The following is a 22,439-nucleotide window of genomic DNA, read 5'->3' as shown; positions in this document are numbered from 1 at the left end:
GGGAGGTGCGGAGAACGGCTCACGCGCGCACCTGTCCCTCGCCCTGGACGATCCACTTGGTCGTCGTGAGCTCGGTCAGGCCCATGGGACCCCGAGCGTGCAGCTTTTGGGTCGAGATGCCGACTTCTGCACCGAGTCCCAGCTCGCCGCCGTCGGTAAAACGGGTAGACGCGTTGACGATGACCGCGGCGGAGTCGATCTCGGCGATGAAGCGCTCCGCATTGCGGAGGTCATTCGTGATGATCGCCTCGGTGTGACCGGTGCTCCAGCGCCGGATGTGTTCGAGCGCCTCGTCCATCGAATCCACGGTGCCGACGGCGAGGTCGAGGTCCATGTACTCGGTAGCCCAGTCCAGATCGGTCGCAGCGACGGCTTCGACGCCGGCGGGCAGCGCATCCATGGATCGCCCGTCGACGTGCAGGCGCACTCCGCGCTCGGAGAGCGCGCGAGCAAGAGCCGGCAGCACCGTGCTCTTGGAGTGGACGAGGAGCGTCTCCACGGTGTTGCAGACACTGGGGCGCTGCGTCTTGGCGTTGAGCAGGATCTCGACGGCCATTGCCTCGTCGGCCGACTCGTCGACGAAGATGTGCACGTTGCCTTCGCCGGTCTCGATCACCGGAACGGTCGAGTTGAGGACTACGTTCTGGATGAGTTCCCGGCCGCCGCGAGGGATCAGCACGTCCACCCGGCCGCGCGCCTTCATGAGCACTTCCGCGCCGGCACGGCCGTATTCGTCCACGCTCTGGACAGCGTCCGCGGGCAATCCGACCTCGACGAGCGCGTCGCGGAGGATGGCAAGAAGCTCGCGATTCGTGTTCGCTGCCGCGCTTCCCCCGCGAAGGATCACGGCGTTACCGCTCTTGAGGGCCAAGCCGGCAATGTCCACGGTCACGTTCGGACGCGCCTCGTAGATTGCCGCAACAACCCCCATGGGGACGTTGACCTGCCTCATGCGCAGGCCATTGGGCAGGGTCTGCCCGCGGACCACGTTGCCCACCGGATCAGGAAGCCCCGCGAGGTTCTCGAGCGCAGCGACAAGCCCATCGATCCGAGCTGGCGTCAGCGCCAGACGGTCGAGAAGCGCCTTCGACGTCCCGTTCTCGCGGCCAGCCTCGAGGTCCTTCTCGTTCGCGGCAAGAATTCCGGATTCGTGTTCCCTGAGCGCGCCGCCGATAGCACGAAGGGCACGGTCCTTCGACGCGCGGTTGGCACGGCCGAGGGCGCGTGATGCCACGCGGGCACGGTCGCCGATTGCGAGGACCGCGGGCTCGACGTCCACCGGCTGTGCGGCGGCTGGGGTGGCCGCTTCCTGCGCGGCGGCGTGGGCAGTCTCGCGGTGGGCGACGGTGTCAGTCATGCCTTCAAGTCTAACGAGCTAGACGATCACAAGGTCATCTGTGTGAACGACTACACGCTCGTACTCGGGACCGAGCTCGCGTCCGAGCTCCTTCGTGGAGCGCCCGAGCATATCCGGCAGCTCGTCGGCCGAGAAGTTCACGAGTCCCCGAGCGACCACTTTCCCCGTGGTGTCCGCGATTTCAATGGGATCACCCGCTTCGAAATCACCCGAAACGGCGGTGATCCCCGCGGGCAACAGCGACCGGTGGCGCTGTACGACTGCCCGGACCGCGCCGTCGTCGAGCGTAAGGGTCCCCCTCGTTGCAGCAAGGTGGGCCAGCCAAAGGAGGCGTACGGGTTTCCGTCGGCCGCTCACGCTGAACCAGGTCCCGACGTCTTCTCCGGCCAGCGCCCGCTCCGCCGCCGCAGTAGACGTCACGAGCGCCGGGATGCCAGAGCTCGCAGCGATGCTCGCGGCCTCGATCTTCGTCGCCATCCCACCGGTGCCGACGCCCGCAGCACCGGTGCTTCCGATCCGCACGCCGTCAAGATCCTCCGCCCCGCGCACATGGGCGATCCGGGCACCGCCCTCGGACGGTGGCCCGGTGTAGACAGAGTCGACGTCGGAGAGGAGCACGAGCGCGTCGGCATGGACGAGGTGGGCCACGAGGGCTGCCAGACGATCGTTGTCGCCGAAGCGGATCTCATGAGTGGCAACGGTGTCGTTCTCGTTGACGACGGGCACGACGCCGAGGTGGAGCAGCTTCTCGAGCGCCCGATGCGCGTTCTTGTACTGCGTGCGCCGCACGAGGTCGTCGGCGGTGAGCAGTACCTGACTCACGGTGACACCGTGGGCACCGAAGGCCTGGGTATAGCGCGCCATGAGCAGCCCTTGGCCCACGCTCGCCGCCGCCTGCTGCGTCGCGAGGTCACGCGGACGCTTCGCGAGTCCGAGAGGCGCGAGCCCCGCGGCGATGGCGCCGGACGAGACGAGCACGATCTCAGTCCCCGCATTCGACCGTTCGGCGAGCGTATCGACGAGAGCCGCGAGCGACTGCTCGGAAATCCCGCCACGGATCGTCGTCAGCGAGGAAGAACCGACCTTGACGACGATCCGGCGCGCCTCCGGCAGCCATTCCCGGCCGCGGACGCCGAGCTCAGAACTCGCCGTCGTCATCTCTCTCCTCGGACTTCAGATCGGGCGCCCACTCCTTGCGCCGGCTCGACTCCGTCCAGATCCCAGCCCGGCGTTCGGCCTCGAGCTCGTCGCGCGCGGCCGCCCGGGCCGCCTTCCGGTCCTCGAACTCGTCGCGCTTCTGGGCCCGAGTAGGTCGCGACCAGTCGCTGAGCCGGACATCGCTTCCGCGTGGCCCCGCCAAGAGCTCCGCTCCTGCCGACATCGTCGGTTCCCAATCGAAGACAACGGCATCGTCCTCACCGATTACCACCGTGTCCCCGGCATGCGCGCCGGCCTTGAAGAGCTCGTCCTCGACACCCAGCCGGTTGAGCCTGTCGCTGAGATAGCCGACGGCCTCGTCGTTCGTGAAGTCGGTCTGCTTGACCCACCGCTCGGGCTTCTCGCCGATGATCCGGAACAGCGGCTCGAGGTTGCGCTCCTCCTTGCGGATCGTGAAGGACTTCTCGTTGACCGCGCGGGGACGGAGGACGGCGGGCGTCACCTTGGGCGGTGCAGCCTTGACCTCGTCCCGAGCCCGCTGGACGATCTCGGCCATCGCGAAACCGAGGGCCCGCAGACCCTCGTGGCTCGTAGCCGAGACCTCGAACACGCGGTAGCCGCGCCCCTCAAGTTCTGCCCGCACCATCTCAGCCATCGCCTTCCCGTCCGGAAGGTCCACCTTGTTGAGGGCCACGAGTCGTGGTCGCTCGTTGAGCGGCACTACCTCGCCGTCAGGGCCCGCGAAGCTCATGTCGACGTCGTACTTAGCGAGCTCGCCCTCGATGATGTCGAGATCGTCGATCGGGTTGCGGTCGGACTCAAGCGTCCCGCAGTCGAGGACGTGGACGATCGCCGCGCAGCGCTCGACGTGCCGGAGGAAGTCGTGGCCGAGGCCGCGACCCTCGCTCGCCCCTTCGATGAGGCCGGGAACGTCCGCGATCGTGAACCGTACATCGCCCGCCTGGACGACGCCGAGGTTCGGGACGAGCGTGGTGAACGGGTAGTCGGCGATCTTGGGCCGCGCCGCGGACATCGCTGCGATGAGGCTCGACTTGCCGGCCGAGGGGAAGCCTACGAGAGCTACGTCGGCGATGGACTTGAGCTCGAGGACGATGTCCCGCTCCTCGCCCTCGATACCGAGAAGAGCGAAGCCGGGAGCCTTCCGCTTCGCTGTAGCGAGGGCTGCATTGCCGAGGCCTCCCTGGCCACCGGCGGCGGCGATGAACTCTGCGCCCTCCCCCACGAGGTCGGCGAGCACGTTGCCATCGCGCGACTTTACGACTGTGCCATCAGGCACCGGAAGGACGAGGGTTTCGCCACGGTGGCCGACCCGCCAGTCGCCCATCCCCGGGCCACCGTTCTCGGCGTGGCGGTGGGGCGAATGGTGGTAGTCGAGCAGCGTCGTCGTCTGGGACGAGACCCGAAGGACGACATCGCCTCCGTTCCCTCCGTTCCCTCCGTCGGGACCGCCCAGCGGCTTGAACTTCTCACGCTTGATGGAAACGCAGCCGTGGCCCCCATGGCCGCCCGAGACGTGCAGCACCACGCGGTCGACGAAGCTCGCCACGCCATTCTCCTTACGCCGGGGTCTCCCCCGATTCTAGTTCGCGGAGCCCGCCGTCCCCGGCGTCCCGCGACCGTCCTCCTGGACGGTGCATGGGCAAAAAACAGGCGGAGCGGGCCACTGGCCCGCTCCACCGTGATAAACCTGCGGTCCCGGCCTGCGCCGGGCCAGCCCAGACTACTGGGCGACGACGATGTCCACGACGCGACGGCCGCGACGCGTGCCGAACTGCACAGCGCCCGCCTCGAGAGCGAAGAGGGTGTCGTCCTTGCCACGGCCGACGCCGTTACCCGGGTGGAAGTGGGTGCCGCGCTGGCGGACGAGTATCTCGCCGGCGTTGACGGTCTGGCCGCCGAAGCGCTTCACGCCGAGGCGCTGCGCGTTCGAGTCGCGGCCGTTACGGGTGGAGCTTGCGCCCTTCTTGTGTGCCATGAGCTGTGCCTACCTTGAATCTGTTGGGGTTACTGAGCTGCGGGAACCGTGATCAGGCGGTGATGCCGGTGATCTTGACCTTGGTCAGATCCTGACGGTGGCCCTGGCGCTTCTTGTAGCCCGTCTTGTTCTTGTACTTCTGGATGACGATCTTCGGGCCACGCAGGTCCTCGAGAACCTCAGCCGTGACCTTGACCTTGGCCAGCTCGGCGGAATCGGACGTGACCTTCTCGCCGTCGACCAGCAGGAGGGCGGGCAGCTCGATGGTGCTGCCGGCACCGCCGGCCACGCGGTTGAGGGTCACGAAGTCTCCGACGGAAACCTTCTCCTGGCGGCCGCCGGCGCGGACAATCGCGTACACCACTGGGAACTCACTTCTCTCGACGTTATTACTGAAAGCTCTTGCGCGCGGCGCCCCACACTGCTGCCTCTGCAGCGGCCTGGAAGCGCTCGACTGTGCTTCATGCCGTGAGTCCGCGAGGGGATTCCCTGGGAGCAAAACCCAAGTGTAGGCGTCAGCACCGAGGATCTAGACTACGCCAGTCCTCTACCCGGCCGCAAATGACCACCCACAACAAGGCAAACGCCCTGCTGCAAGGAGTCCGTGCCGGAAGCACGCTGTACAAGTTTAGCCCACCGCGGGGACATTCTCGGCTCAGGCGAACTTCGATGGCGCGTCGAAGAAGTCTCGCTCGTACACGGTTGACTGCCGGAATGCCTCCATCATCGCCGAACGTTCGCTAGCCGAGGCGTCTCGGCCTGCCCGATCCGCGAAGCCGATGGCACGCCGCGTAGCCTCAGCGAACCCCTCGTCGGCGTACGTTTCGATCCACGCCCCGTACGGATGCTCGATCGAAGCCGTTCCGGCCTCGGCCCGCTGGATGTGGCGCCGATGCAGGTCCTCACCCACCACCGCATAGATCCAGTAGCAAGGCAGCACTGCCGCTGCGAGCACCGCGTAGCTCCCCACCGCCGACGCTGCGATGAGGTGATCGAGATAGGCCTTCGTCACCGGGCCCTTGACCGACGTCTCACCCGATGGGAGAGGGTGGCGGGAGAGCCATGAACGGTGCAGTTCGGCCTCGACCTCAAGGCACACCTGAGCCGAGTTGGCCCAGAACGTCTGTTCCTCTTCGGTGGGAGCAAGGGCGCTCGCCCGGGCCAAGGCTCGCGAGAACCCGTTGAGGTACTGGGCGTCCTGAGCGAGGTAGTACGCGAACTGGGCCTCGGGGAGCGAACCGGCATCGAGCTGGGCCACGAAGGGCAGCGCGTCGATCTCGGCCCGAACCTTGGCCGTCGCGTCCCACATGCGGGCGGCGAACTCACCCTCGGCGAGGGGGACCGTTTCTTCGGCGTGATGGAAGTGGTGAACCGGACCGTGGCCCCCACCGACCTCAAGCTCGTCCGACGCAGCCAAGGCACCGAGCAGCCACTCCTTGACGACCCTCAAGGACGCGGCCCAATCACCCGTTCGAGCCTGCATCGTGGCAAGTGCTGACGAGAGCGAGCAGCCGGTTCCGTGAGAATTGCGGGTGTCGACCCGCGTTCCGGGCACCTCGACGATCCGCTTCCCCTTGGGTGCACTCGCATCCACGAGTGCGTCCGGACACTCGGGGCCCCCGAGGTGGCCGCCCTTCACGAGGACGACAGCACCGATGAGCTCCGAGAGACGCTCCCCTTGGGCCAGCGCGTCCTGCCACGTCTCCGCCGTCGGCTCGTCGAGGAGCACACCGAGCTCGGGAAGATTCGGCGTGACGAGGTCCGCTTTGGCGAGGAGCCCGCGCAAGGCGGCTGCGGCGTCGTCCGCCAGCAGGCGGTCGCCGCTCGTGGCGACCATCACCGGATCAAGGACGACGACGCCGGGGCGCACCCGGTCCAGCCACTCGCCGACGGCCCCGATCACTTGGGCGTCCGAGAGCATGCCGATCTTGACGGCGTCGAGCTCGATGTCGGAGGACACTGCATCAAGCTGTGCCGTCAGGAACTCCGGGGGCGGCGTGTGCACGCCGGTAACGCCCCGGGTGTTCTGGGCCGTCAGCGCCGTGATGGCCGCCATCCCGTAACCGCCCATTGCCGCGATGCTTTTGAGGTCGGCCTGGATGCCGGCTCCGCCCGAGGGGTCGGAGCCAGCGATGCTCAGGACCCGTGGGATGCGCCGCGCCACCTCTCAGAGCTCCGACGCCGGGACGCCGACGCCCAGGATGAGCGGGCCATCACCCTCGGGCTTCTCGGGAGCAGGCGTCGACTGTGCCGACGACGTGCTGGCGCGACCGCCGACTGCGCCCGCGGACTCGTCGACCCGCGTGACCTCAGCCGATCCCTGCCCGCTCTTGGCGCCCCGGCTGCGCCGACGGCGGCCAGGGCGCTCCTCGCCCGAATGGCGTTCGCCGGTCAGTTCGTCGAACGCATGGCTCAAGGCGTCGAGGCTGAGCTTCGGTTCGGGCCGCGGAGCGACGGGAACCGCCTCGCCGATCGGGAGCTCGATGCGCTCGCCACCGATCGTCAGCACCGGGACAGCGGCACTCGTGTTGGCAGCTGGGGTTGGCACGGGCTCGTGATGCGGAGCCGGTTTCGGGGCCTCTTCGTGCACCTCGGGATGGGCCTTCTCGTCGTCGTGCACGTGTGCAGCGTGGGCCGCAGCAGCGACCGCGGCGAGTGCCGCCCTCGTTGCTTGGGCGCGCGCCTGGCGCTCGGCGTCGTCGGCCTCCGGCACGGGCACGGGCACGGGCTGATGGTGCACGGGTGCGGGGGCCGGCTCCTGATCCTGCGGGCCGCGCCCACGGCGCCGCCGCCGCTCAGGCCGGACTGTCGCCTGCTGGCCGTCTCCGCGCAACGGCTGGTGCTCGGAAGTGGAGCCCTGAGCACGTCCCCGTTCGACTGGCTCCTCGTGCGTGATGACCCCTCGGCCGCCGCACACCTCGCACGTCTCGCTGAAGACTTCGAGCAGGCCCGTGCCCATCCGCTTGCGGGTCATCTGCACGAGGCCAAGCGACGTCACCTCGGCGACCTGGTGCTTCGTGCGGTCCCGGCCGAGGCACTCGACGAGACGTCTCAGGACGAGGTCGCGGTTCGACTCGAGCACCATGTCGATGAAGTCGATCACGATGATGCCGCCGATGTCCCGAAGCCTCAGCTGGCGGACGATCTCCTCCGCGGCCTCGAGGTTGTTCTTGGTCACCGTCTCCTCGAGGTTGCCCCCCGAGCCCGTGAACTTGCCCGTGTTGACGTCGATGACGGTCATCGCCTCGGTGCGGTCGATCACGAGCGAGCCGCCCGACGGCAGGAAGACCTTGCGGTCCAGCGCCTTGTGGATCTGCTCGTCGATCCGCCACTCGGCGAAGACGTCGGCATCTCCCTGATACTTCTCTAGGCGGCCCAACAGGTCCGGCGCCACATAGGTGACGTAGGCCTCGATCGTGTCCCAGGCCTCCTCCCCGCTCACGATGAGCTTCGAGAAGTCCTCGTTGAAGACGTCTCGGACCACCTTGATCGTGAGATCGGGCTCCGCGTAGAGGAGTTCGGGCGCGAGGACCTTGGTCGACGTCGCCTGTCCCTGGATCGCCTCCCACTGGGCGCGGAGGCGGTTGATGTCGTGGGTGAGCTCTTCCTCACTCGCACCCTCGGCCGCCGTACGCACGATGACGCCTGCATCCGCGGGGAGTCGGTCCTTGAGGATCCGCTTGAGACGGTTGCGCTCGACGTCGGGCAGCTTCCGGGAGATGCCCGTCATCGAGCCGCCGGGAACGTAGACGAGGTAGCGCCCGGGCAGCGAGATCTGGCTCGTGAGGCGGGCACCCTTGTGGCCCACCGGATCCTTCGTGACCTGGACGAGCACGGAGTCGCCCGACTTGAGCGCGTTCTCGATACGGCGCGGCGCACCCTCGAGGCCAGCTGCGTCCCAATTGACCTCGCCCGCGTAGAGCACCGCGTTGCGGCCGCGGCCGATGTCGACGAACGCGGCCTCCATCGAAGGAAGGACGTTCTGCACCTTGCCCAGATAGACGTTCCCGATGAGGGAATCCTGCTGTGTCTTGGACACGAAGTGCTCGGCGAGGACACCGTCCTCGAGGACCGCGATCTGGATGCGGTCCTCCTTCTGCCGGACGACCATCTGCCGGTCCACCGACTCGCGGCGGGCGAGGAACTCCGCCTCGGTGATCACGTGCCGGCGCCGGCCCGATTCGCGGGACTCCCGGCGGCGCTGCTTCTTGGCCTCGAGGCGAGTCGAGCCCTTTACGCTCTGGACGCGGTTGCTCGTGACCTCCGCGCGGGTGCGCGGCGCGCGGACGCGGGTGACGGTGTTGGGCGGATCGTCGTCGTAGCCGCCCTCGAGCTCGAGATCGCTCTCGCCGCGCCTCCGGCGGCGACGTCGGCGGGAAGTGACCTCTTCCTGCTCCCCGGAATCTTCGGCTCCCTCGGCTCCCTCGGATTCCTCGGCGATCTCCTCCGAACCCTCGTCGAGACGGCCGCGGCCCCTCCGGCCGCGGCTCCGGCGACGACGGCGCGAGCCTCCGGACTCGTCGTCCTCGTCTTCCTCGGCCTGATCGTCGATCGGAACCGACGGCGCCGAACGGGTTACGACGCTGAGGTCAGGCGCCTGGAAGATCATGGACGTCGGGGAGAGCGGCTCGCTGAAGAGCGCGGCAAGCGGGCCCATCGCAACGGGTTCCTCGTGGCCCTCGACCTGCGTCTCGGGCTCCTCTGTGGTTTCGGATGCGGTGGCCTGCCCTTCCGCCACTTCCGCGACCTGCTCTCCTGCAGGCTCGGGGGACGGCGCCTTCGCGCGACGGCGGGCAGGCCGCTTGGTCTCACGCGACGACTGCTCGTCCGGGGCCGGCTCGACCTGCGCTTCACGGCTTTCGTCGGAGGCGTCCAACTCCTCGACGGCGGTCTGGGCCGCTTGTGCAGCGACCACAGCACGACGACGTGCCCTCACGGAACTCTTGGCTCGGGAACCAGAAGCGCTCGTCGGCTCTTCACCCTGCTCGCCGTCGTTGGGAAGCGGGAGCATCGGCGTCGCCGCTTCCGACTTCGAGTCCGCGTGGGCGGCCGCGGCGCGGGCCGAAGCGCGCCGGGACCGCGACTTCGGGGCAGCCGGAGCTTCAACCGGCACCTCTGCCTGGGCCTCCGCGGATGCGGCTGTTACAGGAGCCGCCATCTCAGGTTCAACAGTCTCGGAGGGAGTCTCCGGCGCTGCCTGAACGGCCTTCTTCCGGCTGCGGGGGGCTCGCTTGGGCTTCTGGGGTGCCTCGGCCGCGGGCGCGTCGACCACCTGAGCCGAGCCTGCGGCGTCGTCCGCTGCCCCCTGACGAGCCTCGACCTGCTCAGGCGACTCTCCCCCGGCAGACTCGCTCGGGCTGCCCGCGGCAGCCTTCGCCCTCCGCGGCGCCCTGCGCGTCTTGGCCACGGGGGCAGCCTCTTCGATGGGGCGTTCCGGGCCCTCTTGGGCCTGCTGTTCAATGTCCATTTGTGCGTACTCCACAAGCCGCCCGCAACGCCGCCACATTCGGCGCCCGAACGGCACCACATGCCGGCACCCGCAGGCGCCGACGAAGTCGTCTCTGGTACCCGAGTGGCTGCGGCGTCGCCGGCCACTCAGGCCGATGCTGCCCAGGGAACCCGCGGCCTGTCCGGCCGGCAAGGTGCCGCCGAGGCCAGCGGGCGGCAGACGGGCAATTCACCCCTGCGCCCGGCGTTGGACCGGCGGTCTTCGTGGCAGTGCATCGGACCGGCCGCCGAATGTGGATCGACGCCCGGCCAACTGCATTGTCTCACATACGCCCGAATCAGCTCGGTGTCAGACGCGCGCCGTAGAATCAGGGCAAGCACCCAGAAAGGAAACATCGTCATGACGCAGGCCCCCGCCTCCGCCCAGACCGCGACCTCGGCCCAAGCCGAGCCCGGCCCGCTCATGACGAAGAGGATCCCGTTCGCATGGCTGCTCCTGATTACGAGCATCGTCGGGTGGCTCGCATCCGGTGAGCTCGTGCTGGAGAAGCTGCAGAAGTTGGCCAACCCGAACTTCGTGACGGTCTGCGACGTGAACCCCTGGGTCTCGTGCGGCGAAGTCATGAGTACGTGGCAGAGCTCGGTCTTCGGCTTCCCGAACATGTTCATCGGCATCGTCGCGTTCGGCATCACGTTGACTGCGGCGATGGGCCTCTTTGCCGGAGCCGCGTTCCGGCGATGGTACTGGGTCTGCTTTCAGGTGGGAGTGACCCTTGGGTTCGTGTTCTTCGTGTGGCTGTGGAGCCAAGCGCTGTACGCGATCGGCATCCTCTGCCCGCTCTGCATGGTCGTCTGGGCCATGATGATCCCGATGTTCGTGTGGACAACGATCCGCAACCTCCAGCGCGGGGTCATCCCAGCCCGGGCCGGCCTCGTGAAGACGCTCGGCGAGTGGGGCTGGATCATCGTGGCCATCCTCTACATCGGCGTGATCGCTTCGATCTTCTTCCGCTTCCTGCCGATGTTCGTCCCGTCGACGATGTAACCCCCACCCCTCTCCGTCTCGGGTACACCAACCCACCTCCCACCGCGTCTCGGGTACACCAACTCCCCTCCCTCCCCGTCTCGGGTACACCAACTCCCCTCCCACGGCGTCTCGGGTACACCAACTCCCCTCCCTCCCCGTCTCGGGTACACCAACTCCCCTCCCTCCCCGTCTCGGGTACACCAACTCCCCTCCCACCGCGTCTCGGGTACACCAACTCCCCTCCCACCGCGTCTCGGGTACACCAACTCCCCTCCCACCGCGTCTCGGGTACACCAACTCCCCTCCCACCGCGTCTCGGGTACACCAACTCCCCTCCCACCGCGTCTCGGGTACACCAACTCCCCTCCCACCGCGTCTCGGGTACACCAACTCCCCTCCCTAAAGCTGTCGGGACCGCCGGATTCCCGACGCGAGGGTACTTTCGGCGAAAGAACGACGACGGGCGGCGACTCTCTCGTGGAAGTCGCCGCCCGCCGTCGTACTTGTTCTGAATCAGAGCTGGAGTTCGCGTACCCGAGTCTCGTAAAGGGGTGGATATCTGTACCCGAAACGATCAGGTGGGCGGAAGATCTGTACCCGAAACGATCAGGTGGGCGGAAGATCTGTACCCGAAACGATTAGGCGGGGAGATATCTGTACCCGAAACGATTAGGCGGGGAACCAGATGGCGATCTCTCGCTCTGCCGATTCCGGCGAGTCCGACCCGTGAACGAGGTTCTGCTGGACCTTGAGGCCCCAGTCGCGGCCGAAGTCGCCACGGATGGTGCCGGGGGCCGCGCTCGTCGGATCCGTCGCGCCCGCGAGGGACCGGAAGCCCTCGATGACCCGCTCGCCCTGGAACACTGCGGCGACGACCGGCCCGCTGAGCATGAACTCGACGAGCGGTTCGTAGAACGGCTTGCCTTCATGCTCGGCGTAGTGCTGCTCCAGCAACTCGCGTGTGGCTGTCAGCAGCTTGAGCTCTGCAAGCTGGTAGCCCTTGCCCTCGACACGGGCGAGGATCGCGCCGGCGAGGCCGCGGGAAACGCCGTCGGGCTTTACGAGAACAAGGGTGCGCTCTGCGCTCACGGATGCTCCTTGATAGGGGTCTTGGGGATCGAGGCCAGTCTACTGAGTCTGGACCTCTCCCCCAGACGCCGCCGACCCGCCCTCCTCGGGGTGGGTGCGCTCCCATTCGGCCTGCTCCCGGTCACGCTGGATGTTCTCCCGGTCCAGCCTCAAGCCGGTGCGGATGGCGAACCACCACGCGAGAGCCATGAGCACCCCCACGAAGAACATCATGGGCTCAATGAACCCGAGCGCGATGAGCGCAAGCTGAAGCACCCAGCCGAGGGCCATGCCCCAAGCGCGCTTGACCACAGCGCACGAGAAAACGAGGACCGCAACGAGACCCAACCCGGCGCCGAGCACGAGCCCCGTGCCGTACTGGCTTGCGTGCAGCCCGAAGACAGCGAGAGTCGCGAAGAACGCGACGAACGCCTCTGTAAGCAGCACGATCGAGGCAAACTGCACTCGGATCGAACGCCGCTGCCGTGGCATACCGGGACGCCACTCGCGCTGGGCTCTAGTGAGTCGCGCCATCAATCCACCGCCTTTCCAAGAAGGATCCGGGCCTCGCCGACCACGGTGATCGAGCCAGTGACGAGCACGCCGCCGGCATAATCGCCCACCTCGTCTGCCCGCTCGACCGCGTACGCGATGGCCTCGTCGAGCTTGGCCTCGGCGTGGATTGCGTCCTCGTCGAAGCCGAGGTCAAGGGCGATCTCCGCCAGCTCCTCAGCGGGAATTGCCCGGGGCGAAGCGGACTGGGTGAAGACATACTCGACCTGCTGCTCGCGGAACTCCTCCTCGAGGGTCCGGAGGATCTCCTCGGCGTCCTTCTCTCGCAACACGCCCAGGACGACGACCAGCCTGCTGAAGTCGAACGCCTCGATGAGCGCCTGAGCGCTCACCTGGATGCCGCCCGGGTTGTGGGCGGCGTCGACGACGATCGTCGGAGAAGTTTTGACGACCTCGAGCCGCCCGGGCGATGTGACGGTGGCAAAGCCCGCGCGCAGGACGTCCGAATCCAGCTCCCGCTCGCCCCCACCGAGGAACGCCTCGAGCGCGGCCACGGCGACGGCCGCATTCTCGGCCTGATGCGCTCCATGAAGCGGCACGGTGAGGTCCTCGTACCTGCCGGCGAGGCCCTGAATCGTCACGAGTTGGCCGCCGACGGCGAGAATCCGGCTCTCGACGCCGAACTCGACACCTTCGAAGCGGTACTCCGACCCGACCTCACGCGCCTTCTCAAGCAGGACCTGCGCGGCGTCGGCGGGCTGGGCAGCGCTCACGAGGAAGCCGCCCCGCTTGATGATGCCAGCCTTCTCACGGGCGATGTCCTCGGTCGTATCACCGAGCAGATCCGTGTGATCAAGCGAGATCGGCGTCACCACGGAGACGACGCCGTCACCCACGTTCGTCGCATCAGTGATCCCGCCGAGGCCCACCTCGATGACGGCGACGTCCACGGGCTCGTCTGCGAAGATCGCGAAGCCCAGAATCGTCACGCACTCGAAGTACGTGAGGCGCGGCTGTCCCGCCTCGGTCAGCTCCGAATCGACCATCCCGAGGTAGGGCGCAATCTCGTTCCAGATCCGCACGAACGTCGAGTCAGGGACCGGCGCTCCGTCGATGCTGATGCGCTCCGTGACGCGGCTCAGATGGGGACTCGTGTAGCGGCCCGTCCGGAGACCGTGGGCGCGGAGGCCTGCCTCGATCATCCGGGCGGTCGAGGTCTTCCCGTTGGTACCCGTGATGTGCACGATCGGAAAGGCCTTGTTCGGCTCTCCCAGCACGTCCATGGCGCGGAACAACGGGGCCAGCCGCGGCTCCATCTTGTTTTCAGGGGCCCGCCCGAGGAGCTCGGCGTAGACCTCGTCGACTGTGGTCAGGGAGCTCGTAGCCTCGGTCACCGTGCGCCTTCCGTCGCCACGACCGGTTCGACGATCGCCGTCGGATCGACCTCCGCCTCGAGGAACTCGAGCTCGACGCTCAGTGTCTCGCCCTTGAGCAGTTCGGCGTGGGCGAGGGCCGCGGAGATCACCGAGGGACGCGCCGTGAGGCTCGTCCGGATTCTGTCGCTCACGTTGAGATCGGCATCCTTGCGAGCCTGCTGGATCACCCGGACAAGATCGCGGGCCAAGCCCTCGGCCTCGAGCTCAGGCGTGACCTCGGTGTCCAGGACCACGAAGCCGCCGCCGGGAAGCATCGCGACCGCGCTCGACGCGCCAGCCTTCTCGGCGTCGACAACCGTCTCGAGCGTGTACTCGTGCGGCTCGAGAGCGATCCCGCCCGCTGTCACGACGCCGTCCTCTGAGACGGACCAGTCGCCTGATTTCGAGCCCTTGATGGCCTGCTGCACTCCCTTGCCGAGGCGGGGGCCGGCTGCCCGGGCGTTGACCACGAGCTTCTGCTCGATGCCGAACTCCTCGGGCGACGCTTCCTCCGCGTCCAGCAGGCGCACCGACTTGAGGTTGAGCTCATCCGCGATGACAGCCTCCGAACCGGCGAGCGAGCCAGCCGAGGGGACGACGACGGTCATCGCCTTGAGCGGGAGCCGCACCCGGAGCTTGGCAGCCTTGCGCAGCGACGAGCCTGCCGAACAAACAGCCTGCGTGCGATCCATCTGCTCGACGAGGGTGGGCTCGTCGCTGAACAGCGTCGAGTCCGGCCAGTCGGTCAGGTGCACCGAACGGCCGCCGGTGAGCCCCCGCCACATCTCCTCGGAGATGAGCGGCAGGAGGGGCGCCGCGGCCCGGCAGACGGCCTCCAAGGCGGTGTAGAGGGCGTCGAACGCGTCCGTGTCCTCATCGAAGAAGCGCTGCCGGCTGCGGCGGACGTACCAGTTCGTGAGCATCTCGAGGTACTCGCGCAGCAGCTCGCACGCGTTCGAGATGTCGTACGCGTCGAGGTGGCCACGCATGCCGGAGACGAGCCGACCGGTCTCCGCCAGAAGGTAACGGTCCAGTGGGTCCGTGTAACCGTCGTGGCGGAGCTTGGCGTCGTAGCCGTGCTCCCCCGCGGCGTTCGCGTAGAGCGTGAAGAAGCTGTACACGTTCCAGAGCGGGAGGATCACCTGGCGCACGCCGTCCCGGATGCCCTGCTCGGTGACGATGAGGTTTCCGCCGCGCAGGATCGGGCTCGCCATGAGGAACCACCGCATGGCGTCCGACCCGTCACGGTCGAGGACCTCGGAGACATCGGGGTAATTCCGCAGGCTCTTGGACATCTTCTGCCCGTCCGAGCCGAGGACGATCCCATGGCTGATGACGTTCCGGAACGCGGGCCGGTCGAACAGCGCGGTCGCCAGGATATGGAGCGTGTAGAACCAGCCACGGGTCTGGCCGATGTACTCGACGATGAAGTCGCCGGGGTTGTGCGTTTCGAACCAGTCCTGGTTCTCCATGGGGTAGTGCACCTGGGCGTACGGCATCGAGCCCGAGTCGAACCAGACGTCCAGTACGTCGGGGACTCGACGCATGGTCGACTGACCGGTCGGATCGTCGGGATTGGGCCGTGTGAGCTCGTCGATGAAGGGCCGGTGCAGGTCGGGCTGCCCGTCATGGTTGAGCGGAAGCCGACCGAAGTCGCGCTCGAGCTCGGCGAGGGAGCCGTAGACATCCGTCCGCGGATACTCGGGGTTGTCAGAGACCCACACAGGGATCGGCGACCCCCAGTACCGGTTGCGGCTGATCGACCAGTCCCGGGCGTTCTCGAGCCACTTGCCGAACTGTCCGTGCTTGACGTTGCTGGGGATCCAGTTGATCTGCTCGTTGAGCTCGAGCATGCGGTCCTTGATCTTCGTGACCTCCACGAACCAGCTCGAGACGGCGCGGTAGATCAGAGGGTTGCGGCACCGCCAGCAGTGCGGGTAGCTGTGCACGTAGCTCGCCTGCTTGACGAGCCTGCCCTGTTCGCGCAGCACGCGCGTGATCGGCTTGTTGGCCTCGAAGACCTGGAGTCCCACGATGTCTGCGAGGGGAGCATCCTCGCCGGAGGCGAACAGCGGAAGGAACTTCGCGCCGTCGTCCACTGAGAGAATCACGGGGATTCCCGCAGCCTCGCACACCTTCTGGTCGTCCTCGCCATAGGCGGGAGCCTGGTGGACGATGCCGGTGCCGTCCGTCGTCGTGACATAGTCAGCGACGAGGATTTGCCACCCTTTGCCGGTCCCCCACGTCTCGGCGTCGGTGAAGTAGTCCCAGAGGGGCTCGTAGCGGATCCCGTCGAGCTCCGAGCCGAGGAAAGAGCGTTCGACGGCGGCAGCCGCCGCCTGAGCGGCAGACGTTCCCTCGCCGTCCTCGTAGCCGAGGTCCTTGGCGTAGCTCGGGATGAGGCTCTCCGCGAGCAGGAAGCGTGCGTCACCCGGGATGTCGGAAGCGGCGATGCCGCGCGGCCCGGCGGGCACGACGGCGTAGCGCACCTCGGGCCCGACCGCGAGGGCTTCGTTCGTCGGAAGGGTCCAGGGCGTCGTCGTCCACGCGATCGCGAGGACGCCCGCGAGCGCCTTCGACGCCTCAGACTCGCCGGCGAGCAGCGGGAACGTCACGGTGACCGTCTGGTCCTGGCGGTCCTTGTAGACGTCGTCGTCCATGCGGAGCTCGTGGTTCGAGAGCGGGGTCTCGTCCTTCCAGCAGTACGGGAGCACGCGGTACCCGCTGTAGGTGAGTCCCTTGTCGTAGAGCGTCTTGAACGCCCAGACGACGGACTCCATGTACTCGACGTTGAGCGTCTTGTAGTCATTCTCGAAGTCGACCCAGCGGGCCTGGCGCTTCACGTACGCCTCCCACTCGTGGGTGTACTTGAGCACCGAGGCACGGCAGGCATCGTTGAACTTGTCGATGCCCATCTTCTCGATGTGGGCCTTGTCGCTCATCCCAAGCTGTTTCATGGCCTCGAGTTCGGCGGGCAGGCCGTGCGTGTCCCACCCGAAGCGGCGCTCGACGCGCTTGCCGCGCTGCGTCTGGTAGCGCGCGACGAGGTCCTTGGCGTAGCCGGTGAGGAGATGACCGTAGTGCGGAAGGCCGTTGGCGAAGGGCGGGCCGTCGTAGAACACGAACTCGTTGGAGCCGTCGCGGCCGCTGTCGCGCTGGTCGATGGAAGCCTGGAAGGTGCCGTCCTCGTCCCAGTACTTGAGGATCCGCTCCTCGAGGTCGGGGAACCGAACGGTGCTCGTCGCCGGCGTACCGGCCGCGTTCTCGGGGTGCGGCGAGGTGGTCGCCTTGGGGTACACGCTCACGGAAGTCCTTGGCTGTATGGCATCGGACGCGAGGACGGCGTACGCCCGGATCTGCCGGGCGGCACCGCGGTACCACCTCGCTTGCCCGCGCGCTGCGTGCTCGCACATGCGGCGCAGGGGCCTCTCGTGAGGGCTATGACGGGCCTGCCCGTCCGGTTCTACTGGGCAATTCCCCGTGGTGGGAACTCGCCGTTCTTCCGGAAGCTCGCCGGTGATGGCCGGGTCGACGCTTTGCCCTCCAGTCTACCCTTCGCTGGGCAGCTTCCGGGTCAGCTCCGGCGGAGGAGCTTGTGGGCCGCTGCCTGGGCTACGGGGCGGATCACGATGTCGTCCAGGTTCACGTGGTGCGGCACCGTCACCGCGTAGCGGATGACGTCGGCGACATCCTCCGCCGTCAGCGGCTCCTCGACGCCTTCGTAAACCTTCTCGGCGGCCGCGGCGTCCCCGTCGAGACGGCGGAGCGAGAACTCTTCGGTCTTGACGAGGCCGGGCATGACCTCGATGACGCGAACGTTGTGCTCGGCTTCCTCGAGCCGCAGGGCACGGGTCATGCCATGCTCGGCGAACTTCGCTGCGTTGTACCCGCCACCGCCCTCGTACGAGACGAGGCCGGCAACCGAGGTCAGGTTGAGCACAGTGCCGTGCCCGTGCGCTCGGAGCATCGGCAGGAAGGCTCGAGTGACCTTCATGGTGCCGATCACGTTGACCCGCAGCATCCACTCCCAGTCGTCGGTCTTCGCGTCGGCGATCCATTCGGTGCCGCGAGCCCCGCCCGCGATATTGACGAGCGTGTCGATTCCTCCGGCGTCCTCCACTGCGCGCACGAGGCGGGCGACGTCGTCGTCCTCCGCTATGTCTGCCGGAAGCGCGACTGCACCTGTCTCGGCAGCCAGCCGCTCGAGGCGTTCGGCCCGGCGCGCCACGGCGTAGACCCGCCAGCCCTCGGCCGCGAGGGCCCGAACGGACGCCTCGCCGATGCCTGTGCTCGCTCCCGTCACGAGGGCCGCCCTCTGGTCACGGACTGGAGAGGCTGCGTCGGGGGCGGGGGTGAGCTGCGTGGCGTCAGAGGTCATGCCACCCAAACTACTCCCGCTCACTCATCCGCCCGTTCCGAGGACTTCCCGCAGGACCACGGCCTGATTGTGCTCCTCGTCGTGCGCGGAATAGACGAGATCGACCTTCTCGTGCTCCTTGACTGCTTCCTTGAGCTGCTGGAGCGCCTCCGATCCTTTGAGCTCCTCCCGGTAGCGCCGCCCGAACTCGTCGAAGCGCTCTGGGTCGTGGCCGAACCACTTCCGCAGCTCGGTCGAGGGGCCGGCCTCTTTGAGCCAGAGATCGACGCCGGCTTTCTCTTTGCTCACGCCCCGGGGCCAGATCCGGTCCACGAGGATCCGAAACGTCCCCTCGGGCGATGGTTCGTACACGCGACGCAGACTGACGGTACCCATGGGCCCATGGTTGGGATTCGTACGTAGAATTGCAACCATGCCTGAAGCGAACCCCACGGGTACAGACACGCCCACCCCCTCCCACCCAGCCACCCACAGTTCCCGCCCAGCCACCCCCGGCGTCCCCGACAAGCCCGCCCTCGAGGGCCTCGAGGCGAAGCTCACCGAGCGGTGGCTCGACGAAGGCGTCTATCGCTTCGACCCCGAGACCAGCCGCAGCCAGGTCTACTCGATCGACACTCCCCCGCCGACCGCTTCGGGCTCCCTGCACGTCGGGCACATGTTCTCGTTCACGCAGACGGACCTCCTCGCGCGCTACCAGCGCATGACGGGCAAGAACGTCTTCTACCCCATGGGCTGGGACGACAACGGACTCCCCACCGAGCGCCGTGTCCAGAACTACTACGGCGTCCGCTGCGATCCCAGCATCCCGTACGACGCCGATTACCGGCCGCCCGCCCAGCCCGCCAAGAATCAGCGGGACTTCGACGTCATCTCGCGCCGCAACTTCATCGAGCTCTGCGAGGAGCTCGCGGTCGAAGACGAGAAGGTCTTCGAGCACCTCTTCAAGACACTCGGACTCTCGGTCGACTGGGACATGACGTACCGCACGATCGATGACGTCTCGCGCGCCGTCTCCCAGCGGGCCTTCCTGCGCAACCTCGGCGAAGGGGATGCATATCTCGCCGAGGCGCCGACCCTGTGGGACGTCACCTTCCGCACCGCAGTCGCTCAGGCCGAACTCGAGGACCGCGAAGTCCCCGGCGCCTACTACCGCTATGCGTTCACGGCCGACGACGGCCGCGAGGTCCACATCGAGACCACCCGTCCCGAGCTGCTCGCCGCGTGCGCGGCCCTCGTCGCGCACCCGGACGACGAGCGCTACAAGCCGCTCTTCGGCACGACCGTGCGCTCGCCGCTGTTCGGCGTCGAGGTCGAGGTGAAGGCCCACCCTCTCGCCAAGCCCGACAAGGGCTCCGGCATCGCTATGGTCTGCACCTTCGGTGACCTCACCGACGTCACGTGGTGGCGCGAGCTGCAGCTTCCGACGCGTTCGATCATCGGCCGGGACGGGCGCCTGCTCGCAGAGACCCCCGAGTGGATCACCTCCGAAGAGGGCCGTGACGCCTACGCTGAGATCGCAGGCAAGACGGCGTTCTCCGCGAAGGAGGGTGTCGTGAAGATGCTCGGCGAGCGAGGACTGCTCGACGGCGAGCCGAAGAAGATCATGCACCCGGTCAACTTCTATGAGAAGGGTGACAAGCCACTCGAGGTGGTCACGAGCCGCCAGTGGTACATCCGCAATGGCGGGCGCGACGCGGACCGCCGGGCCCGCCTCATCGAGCGCGGTCGCGAGCTCGCGTGGCACCCTGCCTTCATGCGCTCGCGCTATGAGAATTGGGTCGAAGGCCTCAACGGGGACTGGCTCGTGTCCCGCCAGCGCTTCTTCGGCGTGCCGATCCCGGTCTGGTACCGCCTCGACGAGGGCGGGAATCCAGACTACGAGAACCCGATCGTCCCCGAGGACTCCATGCTCCCGGTCGACCCGGTGGCCGAGCCTGCACCTGGGTTCGACGAGTCGCAGCGGGACCAGCCCGGCGGCTTCACCGGTGATCCCGACGTTCTCGACACGTGGGCGACTTCCTCCCTTACCCCTCAGATCGTGGGCCGCTGGAGCCGTGACGACGCGTTCTTCGCAAACGTCTTCCCGTTCGACCTCCGCCCTCAGGCGCACGAGATCATCCGCACCTGGCTCTTCTCGACCGCAGTGCGGGCCGACGCGCTTCATGGTTGTGTTCCGTGGACCAACGCGGCGATCTCCGGATGGGTGCTCGACCCGGACCGGAAGAAGATGTCGAAGTCGAAGGGCAACGTCGTCGTCCCGACGGACATCCTCGAGGAGTTCGGCGCGGACGCCGTGCGCTACTGGGCGGCCTCGGCGAAGCTCGGCGCTGACACGGCCTTCGAGGTGGCCCAGATGAAGATCGGCCGCCGCCTCGCGATCAAGATCCTCAACGCGTCCAAGTTCGTGCTCGGCCTCGGCGCGACCGAGGCGAACGTCCTGCGTGACTCGTCGGACCCTGTGCTGGTGAACCCCCTCGACCGGGCTCTCCTCGCCCAGCTCGCGGATGTCGTCGCCCAGGCCGGCAGCGCGTTCGCGGCCTACGACCCTGCGAAAGCCCTCCAGCTCACGGAATCGTTCTTCTGGCAGTTCACGGACGACTACGTGGAGCTCGTCAAGGACCGAGCGTACGGTGCTCAGGGCGACGCCCAGCAGGCATCCGTCCTTGCCGCGCTCGCGACCACCCTCGACTCGCTCCTGCGGCTGTTCGCCCCCGTCCTCCCATTCGCGACCGAAGAGGTATGGAGCTGGTGGCGCGAGGGATCGGTCCACAGGGCTCCGTGGCCCGAGCCGCTGCCTGTCGAGGGGGACCTCGCGATGCTGTCCACCGTGGGCCTCGCGCTCTCGGGCATCCGCAAGGCCAAGTCCGAGGCCAAGGTCAAGCAGCGCACGGAGGTTCTCTCGGCCACCGTCTCCGCGCCGGCTGGGCAGCTGGCCCAGCTCAAGGGCGGCCTCGGCGACCTGCAGGCCGCCGCGAATGCGCGCGAGATCGTCCTTGACGATGCGGCTGATGAGCTGCGGGTCTCGGGGGTCGAACTCGCGGCGGTCGACGCCTAGCGTCGACGCCCGAGGTGCCTTAGAGCGCCGGAAGTGCTTTAGGGCGCCAAAAGTGCCTTAGACAAAGGGGAAGCCCCATCAGCGTTCTCGCGTTGGTGGGGCTTCGACTTTACGACTGCCTCGGTGACGTCGTGCAGTCTGGTGGAATCCTTGGCATCCAGGTCTTGCTCTCCGTCACTGAGAGCCAGCCGTCGACTTTGCCTGAGGCTGCGTCGTGACGACTGTCACTGGATCTTCGGTTTCCACGTCCTCATCCTGTTGGGGAGGAGGTACTAATTATTGTGAGCGTGATCACAGGCAGCTGCAAGAGGGCCGGGCGAAGTACAGGATCGTAATTCGCCCGGCCCTCTCTCGGCCGTTGGACCGCGCCTCAGACCGCCTTGGGGCGCTCGGTTCTGGTGCGCTTGATCTCGAAGAAGTGCGGGTAGCCGGCGAGTGTAACCGAGGCGTCCCAGATCTCTCCTGCTTCCTCACCCCGCGGAACGCGCGTCATGACCGGGCCGAAGAACGCGGTGCCATTGAACGCGACGACGGGTGTGCCGACGTCCTGCCCGACGAGCTCGATGCCCGACTTGTGGCTCGCACGCAGCTGCGTGTCGTACTCATCGCTGTCCGCGTATGCAGCCAGATCGGCCGGAAGGCCGACCTGTTCGAGAGCCCGCCGGATCACCTCTGGCCGGTCCTTGATGCCCTCGTTGTGGATGAGCGTTCCCATCGCGTCGTACAGCGGCTTGATGTGCTCCTTGCCGTGCAGCTCGGACGCGGCAATGATCACGCGTACGGGCCCCCAGTTCTCGTCCATGGCACGCTGGTAGTCGCTCTCGAGCTCTCGGCCTTCGTTGAGCACCGAGAGGCTCATGACGTGCCACTCCGTCTCGATGTCGCGGACCTTCTCGACCTCGCCGATCCAGCGAGACGTCACCCAGGCGAAGGGACACGCCGGGTCGAACCAGAAGTCGGCCTTGCTCCTGCTTCCCTCTACCACGTCAGTCATCCTCTGCTCCTTCGATCGGCCGTCAGGCAA

At 67.3% G+C, this 22,439-nt stretch carries 16 protein-coding genes; 2 read left to right on the top strand and 14 right to left on the bottom strand.

Features of this window, described 5'->3' with window-relative positions; genetic code table 11:
* Positions 1 to 19 precede the first annotated feature (19 nt).
* The 7 genes from L0M17_RS08485 to L0M17_RS08455 form a co-directional block, all read right to left on the bottom strand.
* Complete coding sequence (locus tag L0M17_RS08485; RefSeq protein ID WP_241053507.1) at positions 20 to 1,357, bottom strand: glutamate-5-semialdehyde dehydrogenase; 1,338 nt, start codon at positions 1,355 to 1,357, stop codon at positions 20 to 22.
* An 18-nt stretch (positions 1,358 to 1,375) separates the two neighbouring features.
* Positions 1,376 to 2,515, bottom strand: a complete 1,140-nt coding sequence (proB, locus tag L0M17_RS08480; protein ID WP_241053506.1) for a glutamate 5-kinase — start codon at positions 2,513 to 2,515, stop codon at positions 1,376 to 1,378.
* A complete protein-coding gene (obgE, locus tag L0M17_RS08475) occupies positions 2,496 to 4,082 on the bottom strand; it encodes a GTPase ObgE (RefSeq protein WP_241053505.1) in 1,587 nt (528 codons plus the stop codon). The genes proB and obgE overlap by 20 nt, the downstream gene beginning before the upstream one ends.
* 174 nt (positions 4,083 to 4,256) lie before the next feature.
* Positions 4,257 to 4,511 carry a 50S ribosomal protein L27 gene (gene rpmA, locus L0M17_RS08470; RefSeq protein ID WP_043124953.1) on the bottom strand — a complete coding sequence of 85 codons (255 nt, stop codon included), beginning with the start codon at positions 4,509 to 4,511 and terminating at the stop codon, positions 4,257 to 4,259.
* A 52-nt stretch (positions 4,512 to 4,563) separates the two neighbouring features.
* Complete coding sequence (gene rplU / locus L0M17_RS08465; protein ID WP_043124956.1) at positions 4,564 to 4,875, bottom strand: 50S ribosomal protein L21; 312 nt, start codon at positions 4,873 to 4,875, stop codon at positions 4,564 to 4,566.
* Positions 4,876 to 5,166: 291 nt separating this feature from the next.
* On the bottom strand, positions 5,167 to 6,675 hold the full coding sequence (locus L0M17_RS08460; protein WP_241053504.1) for a bifunctional hydroxymethylpyrimidine kinase/phosphomethylpyrimidine kinase: 1,509 nt from the start codon (positions 6,673 to 6,675) through the stop codon (positions 5,167 to 5,169).
* Positions 6,676 to 6,678: 3 nt separating this feature from the next.
* Positions 6,679 to 9,978 (bottom strand): Rne/Rng family ribonuclease, encoded by a 3,300-nt coding sequence (locus L0M17_RS08455; RefSeq protein ID WP_241053503.1) that lies wholly within the window; start codon positions 9,976 to 9,978, stop codon positions 6,679 to 6,681.
* Positions 9,979 to 10,359: 381 nt separating this feature from the next.
* Here L0M17_RS08455 and L0M17_RS08450 point away from each other — a divergent pair, with 381 nt between their 5' ends.
* A complete protein-coding gene (locus tag L0M17_RS08450; RefSeq protein WP_241053502.1) occupies positions 10,360 to 11,004 on the top strand; it encodes a vitamin K epoxide reductase family protein in 645 nt (214 codons plus the stop codon).
* Positions 11,005 to 11,655: 651 nt separating this feature from the next.
* Here L0M17_RS08450 and ndk read toward each other — a convergent pair.
* The 6 genes from ndk to L0M17_RS08420 all read right to left on the bottom strand — a co-directional run bounded on the left by ndk (position 11,656) and on the right by L0M17_RS08420 (position 18,735).
* Positions 11,656 to 12,075 (bottom strand): nucleoside-diphosphate kinase, encoded by a 420-nt coding sequence (gene ndk, locus L0M17_RS08445; protein WP_241053500.1) that lies wholly within the window; start codon positions 12,073 to 12,075, stop codon positions 11,656 to 11,658.
* Positions 12,076 to 12,114: 39 nt separating this feature from the next.
* A complete protein-coding gene (locus L0M17_RS08440) occupies positions 12,115 to 12,588 on the bottom strand; it encodes a DUF4233 domain-containing protein (RefSeq protein ID WP_241053498.1) in 474 nt (157 codons plus the stop codon).
* A complete protein-coding gene (locus L0M17_RS08435) occupies positions 12,588 to 13,961 on the bottom strand; it encodes a bifunctional folylpolyglutamate synthase/dihydrofolate synthase (RefSeq protein WP_241053497.1) in 1,374 nt (457 codons plus the stop codon). The genes L0M17_RS08440 and L0M17_RS08435 overlap by 1 nt, the downstream gene beginning before the upstream one ends.
* A complete protein-coding gene (gene ileS / locus L0M17_RS08430; RefSeq protein WP_241053496.1) occupies positions 13,958 to 17,287 on the bottom strand; it encodes an isoleucine--tRNA ligase in 3,330 nt (1,109 codons plus the stop codon). The genes L0M17_RS08435 and ileS overlap by 4 nt, the downstream gene beginning before the upstream one ends.
* A 269-nt stretch (positions 17,288 to 17,556) precedes the next feature.
* A complete protein-coding gene (locus L0M17_RS08425) occupies positions 17,557 to 18,360 on the bottom strand; it encodes an SDR family oxidoreductase (protein WP_241053495.1) in 804 nt (267 codons plus the stop codon).
* A gap of 24 nt (positions 18,361 to 18,384) precedes the next feature.
* Positions 18,385 to 18,735 (bottom strand): DUF488 domain-containing protein, encoded by a 351-nt coding sequence (locus L0M17_RS08420; RefSeq protein ID WP_241053494.1) that lies wholly within the window; start codon positions 18,733 to 18,735, stop codon positions 18,385 to 18,387.
* Between the two features lie 37 nt (positions 18,736 to 18,772).
* On the opposite strand from L0M17_RS08420, the gene valS reads away from it, so the two are divergent.
* Positions 18,773 to 21,415, top strand: coding sequence for a valine--tRNA ligase (gene valS / locus L0M17_RS08415; protein ID WP_241053492.1), 2,643 nt, complete (start codon positions 18,773 to 18,775; stop codon positions 21,413 to 21,415).
* Positions 21,416 to 21,785: 370 nt separating this feature from the next.
* Here the strand turns inward: valS and L0M17_RS08410 are convergent, their stop codons facing one another.
* Positions 21,786 to 22,409 (bottom strand): mycothiol-dependent nitroreductase Rv2466c family protein, encoded by a 624-nt coding sequence (locus L0M17_RS08410; protein WP_255731814.1) that lies wholly within the window; start codon positions 22,407 to 22,409, stop codon positions 21,786 to 21,788.
* Positions 22,410 to 22,439 lie beyond the last annotated feature (30 nt).

The organism is Sinomonas terrae (assembly GCF_022539255.1).
GTDB lineage: Bacteria > Actinomycetota > Actinomycetes > Actinomycetales > Micrococcaceae > Sinomonas > Sinomonas terrae.
Note: the sequence above shows the minus strand (reverse complement) of the source record. Positions and strands in the feature narration are given on the sequence as shown.

What these genes read in the sequence shown, in the direction of transcription:
- L0M17_RS08485 (WP_241053507.1), bottom strand. Translation starts at nt 1,357, where the DNA reads ATGACTGACACCGTCGCCCACCGCGAGACTGCCCACGCCGCCGCGCAG.
- proB (WP_241053506.1), bottom strand. Translation starts at nt 2,515, where the DNA reads ATGACGACGGCGAGTTCTGAGCTCGGCGTCCGCGGCCGGGAATGGCTG.
- rpmA (WP_043124953.1), bottom strand. Translation starts at nt 4,511, where the DNA reads ATGGCACACAAGAAGGGCGCAAGCTCCACCCGTAACGGCCGCGACTCG.
- L0M17_RS08455 (WP_241053503.1), bottom strand. Translation starts at nt 9,978, where the DNA reads ATGGACATTGAACAGCAGGCCCAAGAGGGCCCGGAACGCCCCATCGAA.
- L0M17_RS08450 (WP_241053502.1), top strand. Translation starts at nt 10,360, where the DNA reads ATGACGCAGGCCCCCGCCTCCGCCCAGACCGCGACCTCGGCCCAAGCC.
- L0M17_RS08440 (WP_241053498.1), bottom strand. Translation starts at nt 12,588, where the DNA reads ATGGCGCGACTCACTAGAGCCCAGCGCGAGTGGCGTCCCGGTATGCCA.
- L0M17_RS08425 (WP_241053495.1), bottom strand. Translation starts at nt 18,360, where the DNA reads ATGACCTCTGACGCCACGCAGCTCACCCCCGCCCCCGACGCAGCCTCT.
- L0M17_RS08420 (WP_241053494.1), bottom strand. Translation starts at nt 18,735, where the DNA reads ATGGGTACCGTCAGTCTGCGTCGCGTGTACGAACCATCGCCCGAGGGG.
- valS (WP_241053492.1), top strand. Translation starts at nt 18,773, where the DNA reads ATGCCTGAAGCGAACCCCACGGGTACAGACACGCCCACCCCCTCCCAC.
- L0M17_RS08410 (WP_255731814.1), bottom strand. Translation starts at nt 22,409, where the DNA reads ATGACTGACGTGGTAGAGGGAAGCAGGAGCAAGGCCGACTTCTGGTTC.